Genomic DNA, 22,096 nt, shown 5'->3' with positions numbered 1-22,096 from the left:
GGACATGTCTCAGTCAGCATTGAAGGCAAGCACCATCGCCACAAGGATGCGCTTTGGCAGTTCGCAGGTCAGCCGGCGAGCCGTTCCGGTCGTGGCGGTTGCAATGGCGGCGCTGCTCGCCGGCTGCGCCCATCGCGACAGCATCACGGTCGGCGCCATCCCGGATGACTATCGCACGAACCATCCAATCGTGATCGCGGAGAAGAACCAGAAGATCGACCTGCCTGTCGGGGCCGGTGACCGCGGCATGACCGGCTCGCAGCGCGATACGCTTCTTGGCTTTCTCGACGGCTATGACAAGAGCGCCGCCCCGACGCTGACGATCCAGGTTCCGAGCGGCTCGGCCAACGAGGTTGCCGCGACGGCGGCCGGCCGTGATTTCGCCAGGCTCGCAGTCGCCAGTGGCATCAAGCGCAATCGCATCGTCGTGGTCTCCTATCAGGCCGGCTCGAGCGAGACATCCGCCCCGGTTCGCATCTCCTATATCTCGGTGAGAGCCCAGACCGACAAATGCGGACGCTGGCCCGACGACCTCGTCGATACGTCGGAAAACAAGCACTATGCCGATTTCGGCTGCTCCTATCAGAATAATCTCGCCGCCCAGATGGCCAATCCGGCCGATCTGCTCGGCCCGCGCAAGCCCTCCACAATCGATGCTGAAAATCGCGGCGCGGTGATCGATGCCTATCGTGCAAGAGGCATTTCGGACGAGTTCCTCGGTAATTCGGAAGTGACGTACTGAGCCGCCAGTCTCGGATTGAACAGGCCACGGAAAAGAGCATGACGATGAGCAACCTTGCCTACGATGCCCCGGTGGATGGCAGCGATACCTCGCAGCAGGATATTGCCGCGATGCAGGCATTGCGGCCGATCCCGCGCATCTCGATCCAGGCATTCTGCGAGACCGAGGGCGTTGCCAATCCGGTCGAGCGCGCCGGCGAGGACCGCCGCATGACGAAGGCGCATCTCAAGGTCCATATGGGCGGCGTCCCCACCGCAATAGAATTCTACCAATCGGCGCCGACGCCCAACCTGATCCTGCTGGAATCGCGCAGCGAACCGAAGCAATTGCTGGAGCAACTCGCCCAGCTTTCGGAATATTGCGATCCGACCTCGAAGGTGGTGGTGATCGGTCATTACAATGATGTCGGCCTCTACCGCGAACTCATCCGCAACGGCATTTCCGAATATGTGATCGCGCCGGTGTCGATGGCCGACATCGTCAGCGTGATATCGTCGATCTTCATCGATCCGGAAGCCGAGCCGCTCGGCCGCTCGATCGCCTTTGTTGGCGCCAAGGGTGGTGTCGGCTCCTCGACGATTGCCCATAATATCGCCTGGGCGATGTCGACCCTGTTCAAATCCGAAGTGGTCGTTGCCGATCTCGATCTGGCTTTCGGCACGGCCAACATCAACTTCGACCAGGATCCGGCGCAAGGCATCGCCGAGGCGGTGTTTTCGCCGGAGCGTATCGATGAAGTCTATCTTGACCGGCTGCTGACTCAATGCGCCGAGCATTTGTCGCTGCTGGCAGCGCCTTCGACACTCGATCGAGTCTATGATTTCGATCCCGAGGCCTTCACGCAGCTCGTTGACACCGCTCAGCGCAGCGTGCCGCTTTTGGTTCTCGATGTTCCCCATGTCTGGACGGGCTGGACCAAGAACACCCTGATCAAGGCCGATGAGATCGTCATCACGGCGACGCCGGAACTGGCCAATCTGCGCAACACCAAGAACCTCGTCGACATGCTGAAGCGGCTTCGTCCCAACGATCCGCCGCCGAAGCTGATCATCAACCAGGCCGGCGTCCCGAAGCGCCCGGAGATTTCGCCGTCCGATTTCGCCGAGCCGCTCGGCCTGTCGGCAATGTCGGTCATTGCTTTTGATCCGTTGCTGTTCGGCAATGCCGCCAACAACGGACGCATGCTCGGCGAAATGGATGCCAAGAACCCGGTTGTCGCAATGATCAACGAAATGGCGCATGTGCTGACCGGGCGCAGCGAAATCAAGGCCAAGAAGAAGGCCGGGCTCGGCAATTTGCTCGGCAAGCTTTCGCGCAACAAGAAGTGACGCTTCTGCAGTGGAATCGGTAGTCGATCATGTTTGGTAAAAGAGGTAGCGACGACGGCAACCGGTTCACGCCGGAATTTCGCCCGCCAGCACCAGCGCCTGTTGCGCCGCCGGCTGCAAGTTCCACGGACACGGCGGTTCTGGCCAGGCCTGCGGCTGCGCCAAGCTCACCTGTCGCGCCGCCGGCGCGCCGTGCGGTCGAGGCGCCGCCATTGGCGCCTGAGCCGAAGCGGGCACAGCGCGAAAAGAGCGAGACTTATTACGACACCAAGAGCCAGGTCTTCTCCGCGCTTATCGACACCATCGACCTGTCGCAGCTTTCCAAGCTTGATCCTGAAAGCGCGCGCGAGGAAATCCGCGATATCGTCAACGACATCATCGCGATCAAGAATTTCGCGATGACGATCGCCGAGCAGGAGGAACTGCTCGAGGACATCTGCAACGATGTGCTCGGCTATGGGCCGCTCGAGCCGCTGCTCGCCCGCGACGACATCGCCGACATCATGGTCAATGGCTCCAGGAACGTCTACATCGAAGTCAACGGCAAGGTCGAGCAGACCGGCATTCGCTTCCGTGACAACCAGCAACTCCTCAACATCTGCCAGCGCATTGTCAGCCAGGTTGGCCGTCGTGTCGACGAGTCCAGCCCGATCTGCGACGCCCGGCTTCCCGACGGCTCACGCGTCAACGTCATCGCGCCGCCGCTCTCCATCGACGGTGCCACGCTCACCATCCGCAAATTCAAGAAAGACAAGCTGACGCTCGATCAGCTGGTCAAATTCGGCGCGATCTCGCCGCAGGGCGCCGAAGTTCTCAAGATCATCAGTCGTGTTCGCTGCAACATCGTCATCTCGGGCGGTACCGGCTCGGGCAAGACGACGCTGCTAAACTGCCTGACCAACTATATCGACCGCGAGGAGCGCGTTATCACCTGCGAGGACTCGGCCGAGCTGCAATTGCAGCAGCCGCACGTCGTGCGCCTTGAAACCCGCCCGCCCAATCTGGAGGGCGAGGGTGAAGTGACGATGCGCGACCTGGTCAAGAACTGCCTGCGCATGCGGCCCGAGCGCATCATCGTCGGCGAAGTGCGCGGACCCGAAGTGTTCGACCTTCTGCAGGCGATGAATACCGGCCATGACGGCTCGATGGGAACGATCCACTCGAACAGCCCGCGCGAATGCCTGAACCGTATCGAATCCATGATCGCCATGGGCGGCTATTCACTGCCGCAGAAGACAGTGCGCGAAATCGTCGTCGGCTCCATCGATGTGATCATCCAGGCGGCACGCCTGCGCGACGGATCGCGCCGCATCACCCACATCACCGAGGTGATCGGGATGGAGGGCGACGTCATCATTACTCAGGATATCGTCCTCTACAACATCAAGGGCGAGGACGCCAATGGCAGGCTGCTGGGAGAACATGTATCGACCGGCATCGGTCGTCCGCACTTCTGGGACCGTGCCCGCTACTATGGCGAGGAGCAGCGCCTCGCCATTGCGCTCGAGGCGATGGAGAAACGCGCTGACTGACGCATCTTGGGGCGTAAGGGTTCGAGCCAATGTTTGGATTTGACGGCACAGTACTGGCGTTTGTCGTACTCGCCGGCTTCAGCGCCGGCGCCGTCGCCTATGCATTTCTGTTCACTCGGATCAGCAACGAGAAACAGGTCGGCAAGCGGCTCGAAACGATCAGGACCGCCGAGACGGATCGCTCGGTCGTCAAGGCCTCGCGCGATCGCGCGGCGGAAGCCACCAAGCGGCGCAAGTCGGTTCAGGATTCACTCAACGAGCTCGACGCAAAGCAGAGAACCAAGGACAGCGCCGTCAAGAAACCGCCGCTGAAGGTCCAACTCCGCCAGGCCGGCCTGAAGACCACGGTAGAGCGCTTCTATGTATATTCCGCCGTATGCGGCCTCGTTTTGACCATGGCCGCCTTTGTGGCCGGAGCGCCGAAGCTCGCCTTGCCTGGCGTGCTGCTGGCCGGGGCGCTCGGCCTGCCGCGCTGGTTCGTCTCGTTTCGTCGCGCGCGTCGGGTCAAGGCATTCCTCAACGAATTTCCAAACGCGCTCGACATCATCGTGCGCGCGGTCAAATCCGGCCTGCCGCTGAACGATGCCGTGCGCCTGATCGCCAACGAATCGCCCGAGCCTGTAAAGGCCGAGTTTCGTCGCATCGTCGATTCACAGCAGATGGGCCTCTCGATCCCCGACGCAACCTTGCGCATGCCCGAAACCATGCCTTGCACGGAGGCGGGTTTCTTCGGCATCGTCATCCAGATTCAGTCGCAGGCCGGTGGCAATCTCTCCGAGGCGCTGGGCAATCTTTCGCGCGTGCTTCGCGATCGCAAGAAGATGAAGGCCAAGGTGCAGGCGCTGTCGATGGAAGCAAAGGCGTCCGCCGCGATCATCGGTGCGCTGCCCTTCATCGTCGCCTTTCTCGTCTACCTGTCGAGCCCGGCCTACCTGATGCCGCTTTTCACCACCAGCGTCGGAAATCTGATCCTTGGTTGCGCTGGGGTCTGGATGTCGATCGGCATCCTGGTGATGCGCAAGATGATGAACTTCGAAGTCTAGGATGCTGGCATGACCGAGCAAGTTGTCAAAACCCTGACGGATCCAAGCTTCCTGATCGCGCTACTGGTCGGAATAGCGGTGTTTGCGACCGTCTTCACTTTGCTGCCGGCGTTTGGCGGAAACCAGCTCAAGTCACGCATGAAAACCGTTGCGCTGGAACGCGACGAATTGCGTGCCAAACAGCGCGCCCGGCTTGCCGTCGAGGCGGATCGCCGTCGCAAGGGCCTGCGCGAGGAACAGTCTGTTGGCATGCGCAACATTGTCGACCGGCTGGATCTGAGGCGCGCGCTCGCCGACGAGGGCACGTTGCAGAAACTTAAAGTGGCCGGGTTTCGGGGCCAGAATCCGCTGACGCGGTTTCTTTTCTTCCGTCTGGTACTTCCTTTTGTCGGCTTTGCGCTGGCCACAATCTACATCTTCGTGCTCGGGGCGTTGCCCGACAAGCCATTGGTCATCCGGCTGTTCGTCTGTATCCTCGTTGCGTATGGCGGCTTCTACGCACCGGTCGTCTATGTCAACAACCGTGCCACCAAGCGCAAGCAGTCAATCCAGATGGCATGGCCGGATGGGCTCGATCTGATGCTGATCTGCGTCGAATCGGGCATGTCGGTGGAAGCAGCGCTGCGCAAGGTCGCCGATGAGATCGGCGCGCAATCGGTGCCGCTGGCGGAAGAATTCATCCTCACCAATGCCGAGCTTTCCTATCTGCCGGAGCGCAAGCAGGCCTACGAGAACCTGGCAAGTCGCACCGGACTGGATTCGGTCAAGTCGGTGTCGCAGGCACTCGTCCAGGCCGAGCGTTACGGCACGCCGGTGGCGCATGCGCTACGCGTGCTTGCCGCCGAAAGTCGCGACATGCGCATGAATGCGGCCGAGAAGAAGGCCGCCGCCTTGCCGCCAAAGCTCACCGTGCCGATGATCCTGTTTTTCCTGCCTGTGCTTTTCGCCATCATTCTGGGCCCCGCCGGCATTCAGGTCAGTCAGCGCGGCATCTTCGGAGATCATCCGGCGCCGGCAGCATCTCAGTAGCAGCGCGGCAAATCCCTGTACGACATGTGAAAAAGCCGCGCTGGATGCAGCGCGGCCTTTTTCATTCAACTTCCTTGCGGATTGTTGTTTCAGTTAGTCGCGGACTTTGACTTGTCCTGATCCTTGAGCTGGCTCCAGGCATTCTGCTGTGCCAGCATCTGCCTGAGATAGGCGACGTTGGCCTGCGCCTGCTCAGGCGAGAGTTCCTGTGAGGCGATCTTCTCGGCCTCGTCGAAACGGCCTTGCAGCCCGACGACCAGCGCCAGGTTCTGGCGGACCCGGCTGTCCGCATTGGGCTGCTGCGCGGCCGAGCGCATATAGGTTTCGGCGGTGCGCAGGTCCCCTTCCAGCACATAGGACATGCCAAGGTTGGAGAGCACCGAAGGCTCGTTCGGCTTGAGTTCGAGCGCCTTGCGGTAAAGCTGGCGCGCATTATCCTTCTGGCCGGTCTGGTCGAGAATGGCCGCTTCGGCCGACACCAGCCTCCAGTCGGGATATTCCGGTGTCTGAGCGCGGCGTACGGCGTCAAGCGCCGCCTCGAACTGGCCGTTGGCCGCCAGCGCCTTGCCATAGGCGGCAAGCACGTCACGATCCTTCGGCAGAGCGATCGCCAGCTTGCGCATCACGGCGAGCGACTGGTCGGCGTCACCATCCATCTGCAGTGCCGCCGCATAATTGGTCGCTATCCGCTTGTCGTTGGGGTTCCTGGCGTAGGATTGGCCAAGGGCGCCGGTGGCATTGTGCAGTTCTCCGGCCGACATGAGTTCCAACGGTTTGCCTCCGGTGCGCCCGATCGAGCCGGTGGAGAGCTTGTCGGTTCCGCAACCGGCGACGCCCGCCGCGAGCGCCAGCGCAAAGGCCGTGGTGATGAGCCGCTTTCCCCTGGCGTTGATCGTGCTGTTGGTCGGCATGGCTACCTAAGCCTCCATTCATGCGCGGCCATTGCGTGGCCGTCTTCCCTCTCGCAGAAATATTCTGTTAACCCTAACGGACAGTTAAGAACGCCGACTCGGGGCGCCCGCCGCACGGAGACCATCGAATGCCTGTCGAACTCGTCGAGAAGAAGCTGCCGGGCACATTGCCGGTCCATCTGGTCGCCAGCGACGGTCTGGACGCAGCCGGTCTTGCGCCAGCGGCTGTCGCCTGGGCAAGAGCCAATGGCTTTTCCGGCGAGGCAGGCAGGACGCTGGTCGTGCCTGGCGAAAAAGGAGCGCTCGGCGGCGCCCTCTTCGGTATCGGCGATGGCGAAGGCGCGCTCGCGCTCGGCGCATTGTCGAAAGCCTTGCCGGAAGGCGACTGGCATTTCGCCTCGACGCCGGCCGAGCCGGAACTTGCGGCAACCGCGCTGGTGCTCGGCGGCTATGTCTTCACCCGCTATGGCAAGAAGCCTGGCAAGGCGCTGCGCTTCGGCCTGCCGGCCGGCGTCGATACCGGGCGGGTTCGCCGTATTGTCGATGGCGTTTTCCTGGCCCGCGATCTGGTCAACACGCCGACCAGCGATATGGGCCCGGAAGACCTGGAGAAGGCGGTGCGGACCCTTGCCGACAGGCACAAGGCCGGAGTCTCGGTGGTCAAGGGCGACGATCTTCTCGATCAGAACTTCCCGATGATCCACGCCGTCGGCCGCGCGTCGACCGCCGCGCCGCGCCTGATCGACATGCGTTGGGGGCAGCAAGGCGCGCCGAAGGTGACGCTGGTCGGCAAGGGTGTCTGTTTCGATACTGGCGGTCTCGACATCAAGCCGTCGTCCGGCATGCTTTTGATGAAGAAGGACATGGGCGGTGCCGCCAACGTGCTTGGCCTGGCCTCGATGATCATGGCTGCCGGGCTGAATGTGCGGCTGCGCGTGCTCATTCCGGCGGTCGAGAATTCGATTGCCGGCAACGCCTTCCGGCCCGGCGACGTGCTGACGAGCCGCAAGGGCATGTCAGTCGAGATCGGCAACACGGACGCCGAGGGGCGGCTGGTGCTCGCCGATGCGCTGGCGCTGGCCGACGAGGAGGAGCCGCAGCTTCTGGTCGACATGGCGACACTGACCGGGGCTGCCCGTGTCGCGCTCGGTCCCGACCTGCCACCATTCTATACCGGCGACGAAACGCTCGCATTCGACCTCGCGGCGGCTTCTGTTGCGGTCGAGGATCCGCTGTGGCGGATGCCATTATGGCGGCCTTACGATTCAAAACTGTCGTCGAAGATCGCCGACATCAACAATGTCACCACGGACGGTTTTGCCGGCTCGATCACGGCGGCACTATTCCTGAAGCGCTTTGTCGAAAAGACTGTGGCCTGGGCGCATTTCGACATCTTCGCCTGGAACCCTGCTGACCGCCCGCATGGTCCTGCTGGCGGCGAGGCACAAGGCATCCGCGCGCTTGAGCGGATCATCTCGAAGCGCTTTGGCTGATAGAGTTAGGCAGAGCGGGCAAATTACGGAAACTGAAACGGAACCGAAACAATTTGCCGTCATGCTGGCGCGATGTCGATTGCGATGCGCCCGAGCCAGGCCTTGCGACTGTGGCAGCAAGTGATGCTGTCGCAAGTGCGCAACGATGCACCCGATCTGACCATGCGCCAGACCGCGATCCTGTTCACAATCTATCTCGACCCGCCGCCACATACCGTGCGTGGGCTAGCTGCCCGCCTCAACGTCACCAAGCCGGTGATTACGCGCGCGCTTGACACGATGGGCGCATTGAAACTGGTATCGCGCCATCGCGACGAACTCGACAAGCGAAATGTGCTGATCAGACGCACGGTCGAGGGCGCTCTCTTTGTCGAGCGCTTCGGCGATGATATCATCGCCAAGGCCCATGAGTTACCCATCTAATTTCAGAGTTGCCGATTTGACTGCCAGGGATGCCCGCCTTCACGCTTTCCGTTCCGACCTTGCCGATGCTCGGCTGAAGGGCGAAGTCGCCGCAGACCGCTTCGTTGCCGGTCGGCCGGCGCGGATCACTGCAGCCGTGGCCGATATCCGCAAGGCGCCGCGGCCGGATGCCGGTGTCAACACGCAAGCCCTGTTCGGTGACGATGTCCTCGTCTTCGAGGTCGCTGAGGGCTGGGCATGGGTCCAGGCGGAACGTGACGGCTATGTCGGCTATGTCGCCGATACCATGCTGGGCGGGCGGGCACATGCGCCCACGCACATCGTCTCGGCACCACGCACTTTTCTCTATCCTGGACCCGATCTGCGGTTTCCGATCTCAGGACGATTGTCGATGGGATCGACGGTAGCGGTGACGGGCGCCGCCGAGACGCGCGGCACCCACTATGCCGTCCTGCCCTCCGGCGAGGCGGTCATCGCAGGTCATCTGCGGCCTCTCGGTGAAGTGGCCACCGATTATGCTTCGGTGGCTGAGATGTTTCTCGGCACACCCTATCTCTGGGGCGGCACTTCCGGCTTCGGCATCGATTGTTCGGGCCTGGTGCAACTGGCGATGCGCATGGCCGGCAGGAACGTGCTGCGCGATACCGACATGCAGGCGGCGACGCTCGGCGAGCCGCTGGAACCGGGACCTGATTTCTCAGGGTTGCGGCGCGGCGACCTGGCGTTTTGGAAGGGCCATGTCGCCGTTATGACCGATGCCGACACCATGATCCACGCCAACGGCCACACCATGCTGGTGTCGCGTGAGGGACTGCGCGACGCCGTCGCCCGCATCGGCTACCTCTATGGCGGCCCGACGGGGTTTCGGCGGCCGTAGGAACGAACGATCCCCTTTTGTTCCGATTCTTCTTGGCGATTGACTGCCGTCGCGCTAACTCTGGCACGTGACAGAGCAGCCGCGCCTTGCCGAACAGAATGCCACCGTAGTCCTGCCAGAACCATTCATCCGATGGTTTGGCGAGAAAGGCTGGTCGCCGCGCGCCCATCAGATCGAACTCCTGGCGATGGTCCAGGCCGGGCAGTCGGTCCTGCTGATCGCCCCGACCGGCGCCGGCAAGACGCTGGCCGGGTTCCTGCCCTCGCTGACTGAACTTGCGAACCGGCCAAGGCGAAAGCCGGGCCAGGCGCATCGCGGCATCCACACGCTCTATATCTCGCCACTGAAGGCGCTTGCCGTCGATATCGAGCGCAACCTCGGCAAGCCGGTGGAGGAGATCGGGCTGCCCGTCACCATCGAGACGCGCACCGGCGACACCCCCGGGCACAAGCGCCAGCGCCAGAAACTGGTGCCGCCCGATATTCTGCTGACCACGCCCGAGCAACTGGCGCTGCTGATCGCAGCAGGCGATGCAAGGCGCTTCTTTGAGGACCTGCGCTACGTCGTGCTCGACGAATTGCATTCACTGGTGACGTCGAAACGCGGACATCTGCTGGCGCTCGGGCTGGCGCGGTTGCGCAGCTTTGTCCCTGGCCTGCAGACGATCGGGCTGTCGGCGACGGTGGCCGAGCCGGACGAGTTGCGGCGCTGGCTGGTCAGCCAGAATCCACCCAAAGAGTCGACAAGCCCGGGGATGGCCGAATTGATCGTCGTCACGGGCGGTGCGAAGCCGGAGATCTCCATCCTCGATTCGGAAGAGCGCGTGCCGTGGGCAGGGCATTCGGCGCGCTACGCCACGCCGGAGATTTACCGCGAGATCAAGCGCCACAAGACCACCCTGTTGTTCGTCAACACCCGCAGCCAGGCGGAGCTGCTGTTCCAGGAATTGTGGCGGGTCAATGAGGATACCTTGCCGATTGCGTTGCATCACGGCTCGCTCGACGTTGCCCAGCGCCGGCGCGTCGAGAAGGCGATGGGCGAGAATGCGCTGCGTGCCATCGTCGCCACCTCGACGCTCGATCTCGGCATCGATTGGGGCGATGTCGACCTGGTCGTGCATGTCGGCGCGCCGAAAGGGGCGAGCCGGCTGGCGCAGCGCATCGGCCGTGCCAACCACCGCATGGACGAGCCGTCCAAGGCGATCCTGATCCCGGCCAATCGTTTCGAGGTGCTGGAGTGCCGGGCCGCCCTCGATGCCAATTATCTCGGCGCGCAGGACACGCCGCCGCTGATCGATGGCGGCCTCGATGTGCTGGCCCAGCATGTGCTGGGCTGCGCCTGCGGCGCGCCATTCCGTGCCGATGATCTGTTCGAGGAAGTGCGAACAGCCGCGCCCTATGTCAGCCTCGATCGGTCGACATTCGATCGTGTCGTAGATTTCGTCGCCACCGGCGGCTATGCGCTGAAGAATTATGAGCGCTATGCCCGCATCCGGCTGAACAAGGATGGGTTGTGGCGCGTGTCCAATCCGCGCGTTGCCCAGCAATACAGGCTGAATGTCGGCACCATCATCGAGGTGCCGGCCCTCAACGTGCGTTACATCAAGGCCGGCAGCAAAGGCGCGGCTTCGCGCGGCGGCCGGGTTCTCGGCAAGATCGAGGAAGCCTTCCTCGAAACGCTGACGCACGGCGACACGTTCATGTTTGCCGGCAAGGTGCTGCGCTTCGAAGGCATTCGCGAGAATGAATGCTTCGTGTCGAACGCGCCGGGCAGCGATGCCAAGGTGCCCTATTATGGCGGCGGCAAGTTCCCGCTTTCGACCTATCTCGCCGAACAGGTCCGCATCATGCTGGACGACCCGCAGCGCTGGAAGAAGCTGCCCGAGCAGGTCGCCGACTGGCTGCGGTTCCAGGCCGACAAATCGGTGCTGCCCAAACGCAATGACCTGCTGATCGAGACCTTTCCACGAGGCAATCGCCATTATCTCGTGGCCTACCCGTTCGAGGGCAGGCTAGCGCACCAGACGCTCGGCATGCTGCTCACCCGCCGCCTCGACAGGACGGGAGCCAGGCCGCTCGGCTTTGTCGCCACCGACTATGCACTGGCGATATGGTCACTGGGCGACATGGGCACGATGTTCAAAGCTCGGAAGCCTTCGCTCAGTGCACTTTTCGACCAGGACATGCTTGGCGACGACCTCGAAGCCTGGCTGGCCGACAGCTGGCTTCTCAAGCGCACCTTCCGCAACTGCGCGCTGATTTCGGGATTGATCGAAAAACGCCATCCGGGGCAGGAAAAGAGCGGCCGCCAGGTCACCGTGTCGACCGATCTCATTTACGATGTGCTGCGCAGCCATGAGCCGGACCACATCCTGCTGCAGGCGACACGTGCGGATGCGGCGACCGGTCTGCTCGATGTCAGCAGACTTGCCGACATGCTCTCGCGCATCCAGGGTCGAATCGTGCATAAGGCGCTTGAACAGATTTCGCCGCTTGCCGTGCCGATCATGCTTGAGATCGGCAAGATGCCGGTGAACGGCGAGGCTGATGAAACGCTGCTTATGGATGCGGCGACATTGGTCGAGGAGGCAATGGGGCCGGGGATGGTCGAGGAATGAATTTTTCGCTGGCGCGCACATCGCTGATCGGCGAGGCCGACCTTGTCGGCATCGCCGGCGAGCGCGCCGTCTGCGATCCGCGCGGTGTGCTCTATTTTCCCGAGTTCAGGCTTCTGGCCGTGTCCGACCTGCATCTGGAAAAGGGTTCGTCGCTGGCAAGGCGCGGCACGCTGATTCCGCCTTACGACACCGGTGCAACCTTGCTGAGACTGCAGGCCGTGATCGCTGACTATCAGCCATCCATGGTCATCAGCCTGGGCGATAGTTTTCACGATGGCGGCGGCGCCGGACGCATGCATGCGAGCTTTCGCGAGCGGCTGGAGGCACTGATGTCAGGCCGCGACTGGTTCTGGGTTGCCGGCAATCACGATCCGGAAGCGCCCGCCGACCTGCCGGGCGAAACGGTGCGCGAACTCGCCATTGGCTCGCTGCTGTTTCGGCATGAGCCTTCGAAGGTACGCGTCGAGGGCGAAATAGCAGGACATCTACATCCATGCGCCCGCATCGTGCAGCAGGGCCGCTCGGTGCGGCGGCGCTGCTTTGCCGGCGACGGGGGCCGCATGATCATGCCGGCATTCGGCGCCTATACCGGCTCCCTTAACGTGCTCGACCGCGCCTATGCCGGGCTGTTCCGGCTGGATACTCTGATGGCCTACATGCTCGGCGTGGACCGCATTTTTGCGATATCCCGCTCAATGCTGAGGCCTGGCTGAGATTAACATCCGTAGTACAGGGTAATTGTGTGCTTCGCTTCGGCGAAGAACAGCCAGCGCTCGACCAGCATGCCGGCGAATTGTGCCATCGCGGCGATCACCGAAACCACCGCTGCGAACGGCCATGGCAAGGCAAAAGCGGCGACCAACAGCAAGACGGGCAGTGCGAAGGCCAGGAGTTGCGTGATCTCGCGCAGCCGCGCGCTGTGTTTGCGTGCGATGCGAAAACCCATTTCCTTGAGCAGGTAGTTTTCCTCGGTATGCGGCCATTCCAGCGACCGCACCGTGCCGCCGGCCAGCCCCGTCGCGGTGTTGGCGTTGGTTGCGATCTCCAGCCGGTCATTGTAGCGCCAGGTCGCCAGCTTCCAGCCCCAGCCGAGCATGGTTAGCAGCAGGCAAGCCGCCAGGAGCACCTTCGAACCAAGTGCAAATCCCTGCAACAGCGCGTTCATCAGCACACTGCCGGTCATTGCCGAAAAAATGAGGTAGCCGGGCAGGGTGAAGCGGCTGTGCCACTGGGCGATCGGTTTCAGCGACGCGTATATCATGCCGGTCGTGCAGACGGTGACCACGGCACCGCAGGTGGCCAACAACCCGGCAATGGCCACCCAGCCATTGGTCCGGCCAAAAAATATCCAGCCGATGCCGAACAGCCCCGCGGGAATGAAGGTGATGACCGACGCGACGCCTTCACGCGACAGCCACGAGCTGCGCCATTGCGAGAAGGCCCGCCAAGCCCGTTCGGGTCTGCCGAGGTGGCCGGTCGAGGACAACAGCCCGGCCGCGATCAGGCCGAGTGCCAGCCCAAGGCCGATGAAGCCCAGCCAGAGATCGGGAGGGATGATCTGGAATCCTCCGAGCACGCCCAGTAGCGCGAGCAGCCCATAGCCTGCGCCGGTGGCGGTGGTGAAGAAGACGACGGAGAAGGCTGGATGCATGATCAGTTCGAAAGCATGCGGTCGACCCAGCCAAGAAAACCGCCTTCGGCCCGCACCGGTTCGAGGGCCGGCGCGGCCACCGAAGCGGCACGCGTGGTATGGGCGCGCGGCGGCAGGTATTTGTTGGTCGGGTGATAGCCGAGTTCCGGCATCAGGTCGACACCGCCGCGCTCCGCCACCAGTTGCGAGACCGCCGACAGGGGATCGCCAAGGTCGCCGAAATGCCTGGCGCTGGTCGGGCAAGCGGCGACGCAGGCCGGCACGCGGTCTTCCTCTGCCAGATTGTCGTTATAGATGCGGTCGACGCACAGCGTGCACTTCTTCATCACCCCGACATCGGTGTCGAATTCGCGCGCCCCATAGGGGCAGGCCCAGCTACACAATTTACAGCCGATGCACTTGTCCTCGTCGATCAGCACGATGCCGTCTGAAGCCCGCTTGTAGGAGGCGCCGGTCGGGCAGACGGTGACGCAGGCCGGCGTCTCGCAATGCAGGCAGGAGCGGGGGAAGTTGACCGTGCGGCCGCCCATCTCGGTGGTGTGTTCGTAGCTGTGAACACGGTTGAACCAGACGCCGTCGACATGGCCGCCATAAGGGTCGATGTCGGTCAGCGGCGCCATGTGGCCGCCGGTGTTCCACTCCTTGCAGGCGGTGACGCAGGCCTGGCAGCCGACGCAGGTGTCGAGATCGATGACTAGCCCTAGTTTCTTGCCGCTCTGACTGGGCAGACAGGTCATTCGGCCGCCTCTCTTGCCCTGCGGAACTCAGCGCCGAAGGTCAACTTGTCGGGCGAGGGTTCGAAATGCGGGGGCTGCTGAAAACGCTCGAACTGCGGCTCGGTGAAGCCGGCTTCCTCGGCCGCGCATTTGACGATGCGCACGCGCAGGTCGAACCATGCCGCCTGGCCGGTGACCGGATCGGAGTTGGAATAGCGTTTGCCCTGAGCATCGGCGGAAGTCTGGTCGCCGATGATATGGTTGAGCAGGAAGCCACGATTGGATTCAGCCGCGTCGTCCTTCAGCCCCCAGCTGCCGCGCCGCTTGCCGACGGCGTTCCAGGTCCAGACCGTGCTTTCGTTCACCCCGTCGATCAGCTTGATCTGTCCCTTCACTCTGCCGTTGATGCTTTCGATCCACACCCAGTCGTCATCGACAAGACCTAGATCTGCTGCCGTCCGCTGATGCACGAACAGCCGGTTCTGGCTGGTGATCTGTCTCAGCCACGCATTCTGCGACCCCCACGAATGGTACATGTGCATGGGCCGCTGCGTCAGCGCGTGCAGCGGATATTTTTCGAGGTCGATGGCTGCTTCTTCGAAGGGCATGTACCAGAAGGGCAGCGGGTCCATGTAGGTCTCGATGCGCTGGCGATCGCCCTCGGGCGGCAAGGCGCGGCCATGACCGCGCGCGGCAAGACGGAAGCGCTGCATTGGCTCGCAATAGAGCTGGAAGACGATTGGCTCCGCCTTGGGGATGAAGCCCATCTGCACGGCGAAGTCGAGATAGGAGCGATTGGCCATCTTGTAGTAGCGCTGGTCGTCAGCGAAATCGTGATGCCAGAAGCCGCCATTGTCGATGTAGCGTTGCAACTGGTCCGGGTTGGCCTCGCCCCTGCCGATCGAGGTCCCATCCTTGCCGCGCCAGCCGGCGAGCGGGCCGATGCCTGATGTGCGCTCATGGTTGACGATGTAGTCGGCATAGTCGCGGTACTTGGCCGTGCCGTCCTCGTCGACAAACCCTGGCAATCCAAGCCGCGCGCCGAGTTCGATCAGCACCGACTGGAACGGCCGGACATCACGGTCCGGTTCGACGACGGGATGGCGAATAGCGTCGCCCGGGCCATCGGCGTGGCTGATCGGCCGGTCGAGCAGGCTGATGCAGTCATGCCGCTCGAGATAGGTCGTATCCGGCAGGACGAGGTCGGCGAACGGCACGGTCTCGGAATAATAGGCGTCGGAATAGATGATGAAGGGGATCCTGTATTTTCCCGCGTCATCATGGTCGGTCAGCATGGCGATGGTCTCGACGGTGTTCATCGAGGAATTCCAAGCCATGTTGGACATATACATCATCAGCGTGTCGATCGGGTAAGGGTCACCGGCCCAGGCGTTGCGGATGACGGTGTGCATCAGGCCGTGCGCGGCCAGCGGCGCATCCCAGGAATAGGCCTTGTCGATGCGAAGAGGTGCGCCGGCCTCGTCGACCAGCAGGTCGTCCGGCCCGCAGACGAAACCGAGCGGCATGCCTTCAAGCGGCGTCATCGGCTTGACGGTCTTGCCGGCCGGCTTCGGACCGGGCGGCGCAGATCGGGGGTAGGGCGGCTTGAAGCGGAAACCGCCCGGCACATCCACCGTGCCCAGCAGCACCTGAAGCAAATGGAGGGCGCGGCAGGTATGAAAACCGTTCGAATGGGCCGAGATGCCGCGCATGGCGTGCATCGAAACAGGTCGCCCCTTGATCGTCTCGTGCCGACGCCCGGCCCAGTCGGTCCAGGCGATCGGCAGTTCGATCGTCTGTTCGAAGGCGACGTGCGCGAGTTCGGCGGCGATCCTGCGGATCGTATCGGCGGCAATGCCGCAGCGCTCGGCGACCGCGTCCGGTGCATAGCTCTCATCGAGGTAGCGGTCGGCGATCAACTGGAACACCGGAACGCAGTGGCGTCCGTCGATCGTGAAGCTGCCGGTCAGCGCCGGTTTCGCGCTGGCATCGGTGGCGCTGATCGGTATCTTCGCCATCCTGTCCCAGGCCAGCGGATTGCCCTCGCCGTCACGGACGAACAGCCCGTCATCGGCCGCACCCGGCTCCTGGACGACGAGGACGTGAGCGTTGGTGTAGCGCAGCAAATAGTCGAGATCGACGCGGCCCGCCCTGAGCAATTCATGGATAAGCGCGAACACGAACAGTCCGTCGGTGCCGGGCCGGATGCCGATCCAGTCATCGGCGATCGCATTGTAGCCGGTCCGGCACGGATTGATCGAGACGACTTTGGCGCCGCGCGCCTTGAGCTTGCCGAGACCGATCTTGATCGGGTTGGAATCATGGTCCTCGGCAACGCCGAACAGCATGAAATATCGGGTGTTGTCCCAGTCCGGTTCGCCGAACTCCCAGAACGAGCCGCCGATCGTGTAAAGGCCGCCCGCCGCCATGTTGACCGAACAGAAGCCGCCATGGGCGGCGAAGTTCGGAGTGCCGAACTGGCTTGCCCACCAGCCGGTCAAGGATTGGGATTGGTCGCGGCCCGTGAAGAAGGCCAGTTTCTTGGGGTCGGTCCGGCGGATGTTCGACAGCCGCTCCGTCGCGATCGAAAACGCCTCTTCCCACTCGATTTCCCGGAACTCGCCAGAGCCGCGCGGACCGGTGCGCAGCAATGGCTTCCTCAGCCTTGCCGGGCTGTAGTGCTGCATGATACCGGAGCTGCCCTTGCCGCAGATCACGCCGCGATTGACCGGATGGTCCTTGTTGCCGTTGATGTAGCGGACCTTGCCATCCTTGATGTGCACGTCGATGCCACAGCGGCAGGCGCACATGTAGCAGGTCGTCTTGGCGATGCTGTCGGAGACATCAGGCGAGGTGTCGACGCCATCGCCTTCATCCGGTGCGCGCGTGTCGGCAAGCGGGCGTTGCGATGGTGCCGAATTCGCGCCGCGCGGCGGTCTGTGCATCATGATCCGGGGGTGCCTGTACGGCCAACGGATTTGGCACGTGTCCTCGGTCCGGGGCCGCGCATGTAGTGCTCTTCCGGATGATAGCGATCGCCCGCCAACCGTCGCCTTATGCCGCGGGTCCAATGCGCAAACAGGGATCTGAACCGCTCGATCATTCTGCTCTCTGCGATATCTCGGCGAATTTGTTCTAAACTCCCCAGAAAACTTAGAATAGAGGCATCGATCTGTCTAATTAGTTGTTCTTGTAAATTCGATCGATATTGGTTCTTAATGCGCTCATGACCCTGGACCAGTTGCGGATTTTCGTCGCCGTCGCCGAGCGCGGCCATATGACCAAGGCGGCGGAACTGCTGGGCATTTCGCAGTCGGCAGCATCGGCCGCCATCCGGGCGCTTGAAGAACAGCATGGCGTTCATCTGTTCAACCGGGTTGGCCGCAACATCGAGCTTGCCCAGACCGGACACCGGTTCCTGCCCGAAGCCAAGGCAGTGCTCGAACGGGCGGCTGCCGCGCGCAATGTACTGGAGCATGTCTCGCAGACGGTCACCGGCAGCCTCTCGATCGCCGCCAGCCAGACCATCGCCAGTTATTGGCTGCCGCGCCGGCTGGCGTCCTTCCATGAAGCCTATCCGGCCGTCAGGCTGAGCGTCAGCATCGGCAACACCAGGCAGGTCGAGGCCAATGTCCTTGATGGTGCGGCCGATCTCGGCCTAGTCGAGGGGCGCACCGAGTCCGACATTTTGCGCCGCGCCAAGGTCGACGTCGACAGGCTCATGTTGGTGGTTGCCAGCTCGCATCCGGAGATCGCCGAGATTGCGCCCGGCCACCCCGACATCAAGGGCCTGCGCTGGATCATCCGCGAGGGCGGCTCGGGCACGCGCGAAGTGTTGGAGGATCTGGCGCGTCGCGAAGGAATTTCGCTCGCCGATTTACAGATATTCCTGGTGCTGCCGAGCAATGAAGCTATTCGCCAGGCGGTCGAGGCGGGGGCCGGCGCCACCATCATTTCGGAGCTTGTCGTGGCCCGTGCAGTGGCCGAAGGCAGTCTCAGGTCCGTGCCGCTCGAATTGCCGAAGCGCGACTTCGCCATGATCACGCATCGCGATCGCCAGGCAAGCCTTGCCCAGATGGCGCTGAAGGCGCACCTCGGCGGCAAGGCGGATGCTGCGTCAATCCCGCTGAGTCCGTCGAAATGACCCAAGTTGGACCATCGCAAGCGCTGTCCGCCTCGGCGCTCGACCGTCACTCCGGCAATCCGGCGTCCCGCAGCGCGCTTCCAAGAGTTTCCGCGAGCGCTGGCGCGCAGCGCACGCCAGCAAACTGGCGGCTGTAGCGAAAGCCCGGCTGAAGCTCGCGCACGCGCGCGGCCGCCGCCCGTGCTCCGTCCAGCCGCCCGAGTTTGGCGAGCGCAGCGGCTAGTTGCACATAGGTGATGCTGTGTGCCTGATTGGCTTGAACGGACTTGTATGCCGCACGACAGGCTTCTTCGTAACGCCCGCGCAGCAAATGGCTCATAGCTTGCGCGTCAAACGCGGCCCAAGTCCACGAATCGAACGGGCTTAGCCGCATACCCTTCTCGCTCCATTCTATCGCGCGCTCTGCTTTGCCGCCCCATCCGAGAATGACGCTGCCAAGAATGTAGGTCAGCGCCGATGACGGGCTAATGGCGAGGGCTGCTTCCAATGCTGTGAATGCGGCGGCGCGATCATGCGCGTCCATGCCGATCGAAAACCCTGCCCATGTCAGAGCGAGCGCATCATCTTGCCCATGAACAATGGCCCATCGGGCATGCCGGATCGAAGCCGTACGGTTGACCTCCTGCAGCCCGGCGCGAAGGAACAAACAATGATGACACATCGCGGCATTGCCATGTGCAAGGGCATAGGCGGGCTCGAGTGCGATGGCACGCTCAAGAAGCGCCAGCGCTCTAATAACTTGCGCCGGCATACCTGTGTCAACGTCAGGCTGGGCTTGAAGCACGAGATCGTAGGCATCGAGACTCTCCGGGCGCTTCCGCCTGACGCGTTCAATTTCCGCTTTTCGCATGCTCGGGGCGATCGCGCCCACCGCTGATAGCGCGATCTCGTCCTGAAGCGCGAAAATGTCCTCGGAGCTGCGGTCGTAGCGCTCGGCCCACACATGCGCGCCGGTCGATGCATCGATCATCTGACCGGTCACGCGCACACTGCCGCCGGCCTTGCGCACGCTGCCTTCGATGACATATCGCACGCCAAGCTCGCTGCCGACCTGCTTCACGTCCACGGCGCGGCCCTTGTAGGTGAAGGTCGAATTTCGCGCGATTACGAAAAGCCAGTTTATGCGTGCCAGGCCGGTGATGATGTCGTCGACCATTCCATCAGCGAAATACTCCTGCTGTGGATCTCCGCTCAAGTTCGAAAACGGCAGGACCGCGACGGACGGTTTCTCAGGCAAGGTCAGCGCCAACGCGATGCGGGATGCAGGGACATTCGTCGCAACAGCCGGTCCTACATAGCGATAGCCGCGTCGCGGCAGTGTTTCGATCCAGCTCTCAGCATTCGCTGCGTTGGCCAATACCCGGCGCAAGGCCGCGATCTGGACCGTTAGGTTGTTATCGGCAACCGCCAACTCGCCCCAGCCGGCCTCGACCAACGCGTCCTTGGATACCGGTACGCCCGCGTTTTGGAGCAGCAAGCGCAAAAGCGAGACGGCGCGTTGCCCAAGCATGGTCGGCTCGGCACCGTGGTACAAAATGCCCGCCACCTGATCGAGACGGAACGGGCCAAACTGATAAAGGTCGCCTCCGAGTGCCATCCAACGCTTTTAGCAAATTTTTGGGAACGAATTCACGACTTCCCGGCATCGACGCCCAATGTTGCACAGGTGCTTGCCAGAAGTAAGCGCCCAGTCAAAGGAGGATCCTATGAGTGCCAATGCCGTCATTCGCATGCCCGATGAGAAGAAGGGTATCATGCTGCGTGGTCAACCTATGGTCTTCCTCGTCACCGGCGAAAATACCAAGCACACGAGCATGTTTGACTGGACGATCCCAGCGGGATTCGCCACCGGACGGCATGTTCACCGCGTCCAGGAAGAGACGTTCTACCTGCTCGAGGGCGAGTGTGCGTGGCATGTCGGCGACAAGACGATCCGTGCAACGCCCGGAACCTATCTGTTCATTCCACCGGGAGTACCGCACGACATCACGAATGTCAGTGAGGGGCCCGCGCGCGTGCTGATGACCGTCTCTCCGCCTGGCCACGAGCACTACTTCGAAGAACTTGCCAAACTCGCGGCGCAAGGTGCGCCGGACCCAAAAGCGCTCGCCGATTTGCGAAACCGCTACGACACTGACCAGCTCTCGACTTTGACAACGCGCGGGTAAGTCCCTGTCCAGGCCTTCGTCGCGTCACGCCTGCGGCGTTTATGTGCATATGGCCTAGTCCAACGCGGATCGGTAAAGCAGAACCGCTCCAAGAAAGCCTCAGCCGAACTTTCGCTGAGCATCCAGCGCCAGGCCAAGTCCGACCGAGCCGAACATGTCGCCTTCGATGACGGATGCCTGCGGCACCAGCGACAGGATCTCTCGTCTGGCGAGCGGAATCGCGGTCGATCCGCCGGTCAGGAACACCGCGGTGATATCGGATGGCCTGACCTCAGCGTCCCGGATGGTCTGCGCCACCGTTCCTGTGACCCGCTCGATATCCCTGGCGATCGTGGCTTCCAGCCCGCTGCGCGTAATCTCGGCGGCGAACTCCGCGCCCGGCAGCTTCACCGCGACCTCTGCGAACGAGCTGTCGGTGAGCTCGATCTTGGCTTTTTCGACAAGCGCCGCCAGCGCGTGTCCGTAGCGGTGCTCGACGATGTGGATGAAGCGGTCGACCAGGTCGGCGCGCTCAGCCTCGTAGCGGATCTGGCGCAGATGCGTCATCGCCTTGGCGGTGTAGACCAGATTGATGCGCTGCCATGTCGCGAGGTCGATGAAGTAGCTGGCCGGCAGATTGCGCTTGCCGTCCTTGGTCGGCGTCAAATAGCCAAGCTGCGGCATGACATGGGCGATGCTCAGCAGCCGGTCGAAATCCGTGCCGCCAATATGGATGCCCCGGCTGGCCAGGATGTCGTCCTTGCGGTCGAGCGACCGGGAGCGCTGCGGTGAAACGCGCACGACCGAGAAGTCCGAGGTGCCGCCGCCCATGTCGATGATCAGCGCCAGCTCTTCCCTCGCCACCTTCTGCTCGTAGTCGAGCGCAGCCGCAATCGGTTCGAACTGGAATGCGATGTGCTTGAAGCCCTGGGCGCGCGCGGCGTTCTCGAGTTCGCTTTGCGCCTTCGCGTCGGCCTCAGCGTCGTCATCGACGAATTGCACCGGCCGGCCAAGCACCACGGTCTCGACGGCATCGCCGGCATCTGCTTCGAGCTTCTTCTTGAGATGGCCGAGGAACAGGCCGACGATTTCCATGAACCCGATCGAGCGCGCCTTGATACGGGTCTTCTCGTGCGCAAGCGAACTGCCGAGCACACTCTTCAGCGATCGCATCAGCCGGCCTTCGATGCTGTCGGTGTAGTTGGCGATGGCGTGGCGGCCAAAACAGGTGCGGTTGTCCTCGAAGTTGAAGAACACGGCACTGGGCAGCGTGACCTGGTCGTCCTCAAGCGTGACGAGGCGCGGCTGTCCGTTCCTGACCACGCCCACGGTGGAATTGGAAGTGCCGAAGTCGATGCCGCCGAAGGCTGGTCGCATGACAAGTTCCTGTATTGGTCGTCGGCGAGCCGATAGGCCGCGAGAAATCGCGCGCTGCCCGGGGAT

18 protein-coding genes are annotated in these 22,096 nt (G+C 62.7%); 12 read left to right on the top strand and 6 right to left on the bottom strand.

The features are described 5' to 3' along the window. Positions 1 to 4: 4 nt before the first annotated feature. Genes X744_RS162145 through X744_RS162165 form a run of 5 tightly spaced genes read left to right on the top strand, consistent with a single transcriptional unit; the run spans position 5 to position 5,674 of the window. Entirely contained in the window at positions 5 to 742 is a 738-nt protein-coding gene (locus X744_RS162145) for a CpaD family pilus assembly protein (protein WP_023758086.1), read from the top strand. Between the two features lie 38 nt (positions 743 to 780). Then, a complete protein-coding gene (locus X744_RS162150; RefSeq protein ID WP_032907103.1) occupies positions 781 to 2,070 on the top strand; it encodes a CpaE family protein in 1,290 nt (429 codons plus the stop codon). Between the two features lie 29 nt (positions 2,071 to 2,099). Continuing rightward, entirely contained in the window at positions 2,100 to 3,602 is a 1,503-nt protein-coding gene (locus tag X744_RS162155; RefSeq protein WP_023758084.1) for a CpaF family protein, read from the top strand. Positions 3,603 to 3,631: 29 nt separating this feature from the next. After that, positions 3,632 to 4,645, top strand: coding sequence for a type II secretion system F family protein (locus X744_RS162160; RefSeq protein ID WP_023758083.1), 1,014 nt, complete (start codon positions 3,632 to 3,634; stop codon positions 4,643 to 4,645). A 9-nt stretch (positions 4,646 to 4,654) separates the two neighbouring features. After that, a complete protein-coding gene (locus X744_RS162165; RefSeq protein WP_023758082.1) occupies positions 4,655 to 5,674 on the top strand; it encodes a type II secretion system F family protein in 1,020 nt (339 codons plus the stop codon). 89 nt (positions 5,675 to 5,763) lie between these two features. On the opposite strand, the gene X744_RS162170 is transcribed toward X744_RS162165, so the two are convergent. Then, positions 5,764 to 6,585, bottom strand: a complete 822-nt coding sequence (locus X744_RS162170; RefSeq protein ID WP_023758081.1) for a tetratricopeptide repeat protein — start codon at positions 6,583 to 6,585, stop codon at positions 5,764 to 5,766. Positions 6,586 to 6,713: 128 nt separating this feature from the next. On the opposite strand from X744_RS162170, the gene X744_RS162175 reads away from it, so the two are divergent. The 5 genes from X744_RS162175 (at position 6,714) to pdeM (ending at position 12,708) form a co-directional block, all read left to right on the top strand. Then, the gene (locus X744_RS162175) at positions 6,714 to 8,078 is read left to right on the top strand and encodes a leucyl aminopeptidase family protein (RefSeq protein ID WP_023758080.1); all 1,365 of its coding nucleotides are present in this window, start codon (positions 6,714 to 6,716) and stop codon (positions 8,076 to 8,078) included. 72 nt (positions 8,079 to 8,150) lie between these two features. Then, positions 8,151 to 8,501, top strand: coding sequence for a MarR family winged helix-turn-helix transcriptional regulator (locus X744_RS162180; protein ID WP_023758079.1), 351 nt, complete (start codon positions 8,151 to 8,153; stop codon positions 8,499 to 8,501). Then, positions 8,485 to 9,378 carry an NlpC/P60 family protein gene (locus X744_RS162185; RefSeq protein ID WP_084025239.1) on the top strand — a complete coding sequence of 298 codons (894 nt, stop codon included), beginning with the start codon at positions 8,485 to 8,487 and terminating at the stop codon, positions 9,376 to 9,378. The genes X744_RS162180 and X744_RS162185 overlap by 17 nt, the downstream gene beginning before the upstream one ends. A gap of 67 nt (positions 9,379 to 9,445) precedes the next feature. Further along, entirely contained in the window at positions 9,446 to 11,995 is a 2,550-nt protein-coding gene (locus tag X744_RS162190; protein ID WP_023758077.1) for a ligase-associated DNA damage response DEXH box helicase, read from the top strand. Further along, a complete protein-coding gene (gene pdeM, locus X744_RS162195) occupies positions 11,992 to 12,708 on the top strand; it encodes a ligase-associated DNA damage response endonuclease PdeM (protein WP_023758076.1) in 717 nt (238 codons plus the stop codon). Before X744_RS162190 ends, pdeM begins: the two co-directional genes overlap by 4 nt. 2 nt (positions 12,709 to 12,710) lie before the next feature. Here pdeM and X744_RS162200 read toward each other — a convergent pair whose 3' ends face one another. From X744_RS162200 to X744_RS162210, 3 genes are read right to left on the bottom strand one after another with little or no spacing between them, the layout of a single operon-like run. Then, a complete protein-coding gene (locus X744_RS162200; protein ID WP_023758075.1) occupies positions 12,711 to 13,646 on the bottom strand; it encodes a DmsC/YnfH family molybdoenzyme membrane anchor subunit in 936 nt (311 codons plus the stop codon). Positions 13,647 to 13,648: 2 nt separating this feature from the next. Beyond that, positions 13,649 to 14,383 (bottom strand): 4Fe-4S dicluster domain-containing protein, encoded by a 735-nt coding sequence (locus X744_RS162205; protein ID WP_023758074.1) that lies wholly within the window; start codon positions 14,381 to 14,383, stop codon positions 13,649 to 13,651. Beyond that, on the bottom strand, positions 14,380 to 17,310 hold the full coding sequence (locus tag X744_RS162210) for a molybdopterin oxidoreductase family protein (protein WP_031259781.1): 2,931 nt from the start codon (positions 17,308 to 17,310) through the stop codon (positions 14,380 to 14,382). The genes X744_RS162205 and X744_RS162210 overlap by 4 nt, the downstream gene beginning before the upstream one ends. Positions 17,311 to 17,588: 278 nt before the next feature. Between X744_RS162210 and X744_RS162215 the strand changes: the two genes are divergently transcribed. Further along, positions 17,589 to 18,506, top strand: a complete 918-nt coding sequence (locus X744_RS162215) for a LysR family transcriptional regulator (RefSeq protein ID WP_023758072.1) — start codon at positions 17,589 to 17,591, stop codon at positions 18,504 to 18,506. 46 nt (positions 18,507 to 18,552) lie between these two features. Here the strand turns inward: X744_RS162215 and X744_RS162220 are convergent, their stop codons facing one another. Then, positions 18,553 to 20,103, bottom strand: a complete 1,551-nt coding sequence (locus tag X744_RS162220) for a winged helix-turn-helix domain-containing protein (protein ID WP_023758071.1) — start codon at positions 20,101 to 20,103, stop codon at positions 18,553 to 18,555. 109 nt (positions 20,104 to 20,212) lie between these two features. Here X744_RS162220 and X744_RS162225 point away from each other — a divergent pair, with 109 nt between their 5' ends. Then, the gene (locus X744_RS162225; protein WP_023758070.1) at positions 20,213 to 20,674 is read left to right on the top strand and encodes a cupin domain-containing protein; all 462 of its coding nucleotides are present in this window, start codon (positions 20,213 to 20,215) and stop codon (positions 20,672 to 20,674) included. Between the two features lie 99 nt (positions 20,675 to 20,773). Here X744_RS162225 and X744_RS162230 read toward each other — a convergent pair whose 3' ends face one another. Next, complete coding sequence (locus X744_RS162230) at positions 20,774 to 22,030, bottom strand: Hsp70 family protein (RefSeq protein WP_023758069.1); 1,257 nt, start codon at positions 22,028 to 22,030, stop codon at positions 20,774 to 20,776. Between the last annotated feature and the right edge of the window lie 66 nt (positions 22,031 to 22,096).

It is taken from the genome of Mesorhizobium sp. LNHC252B00 (assembly GCF_000502955.1).
Taxonomy (GTDB): Bacteria; Pseudomonadota; Alphaproteobacteria; order Rhizobiales; family Rhizobiaceae; genus Mesorhizobium.
This window is presented reverse-complemented; position numbering and strand designations above follow the sequence as displayed.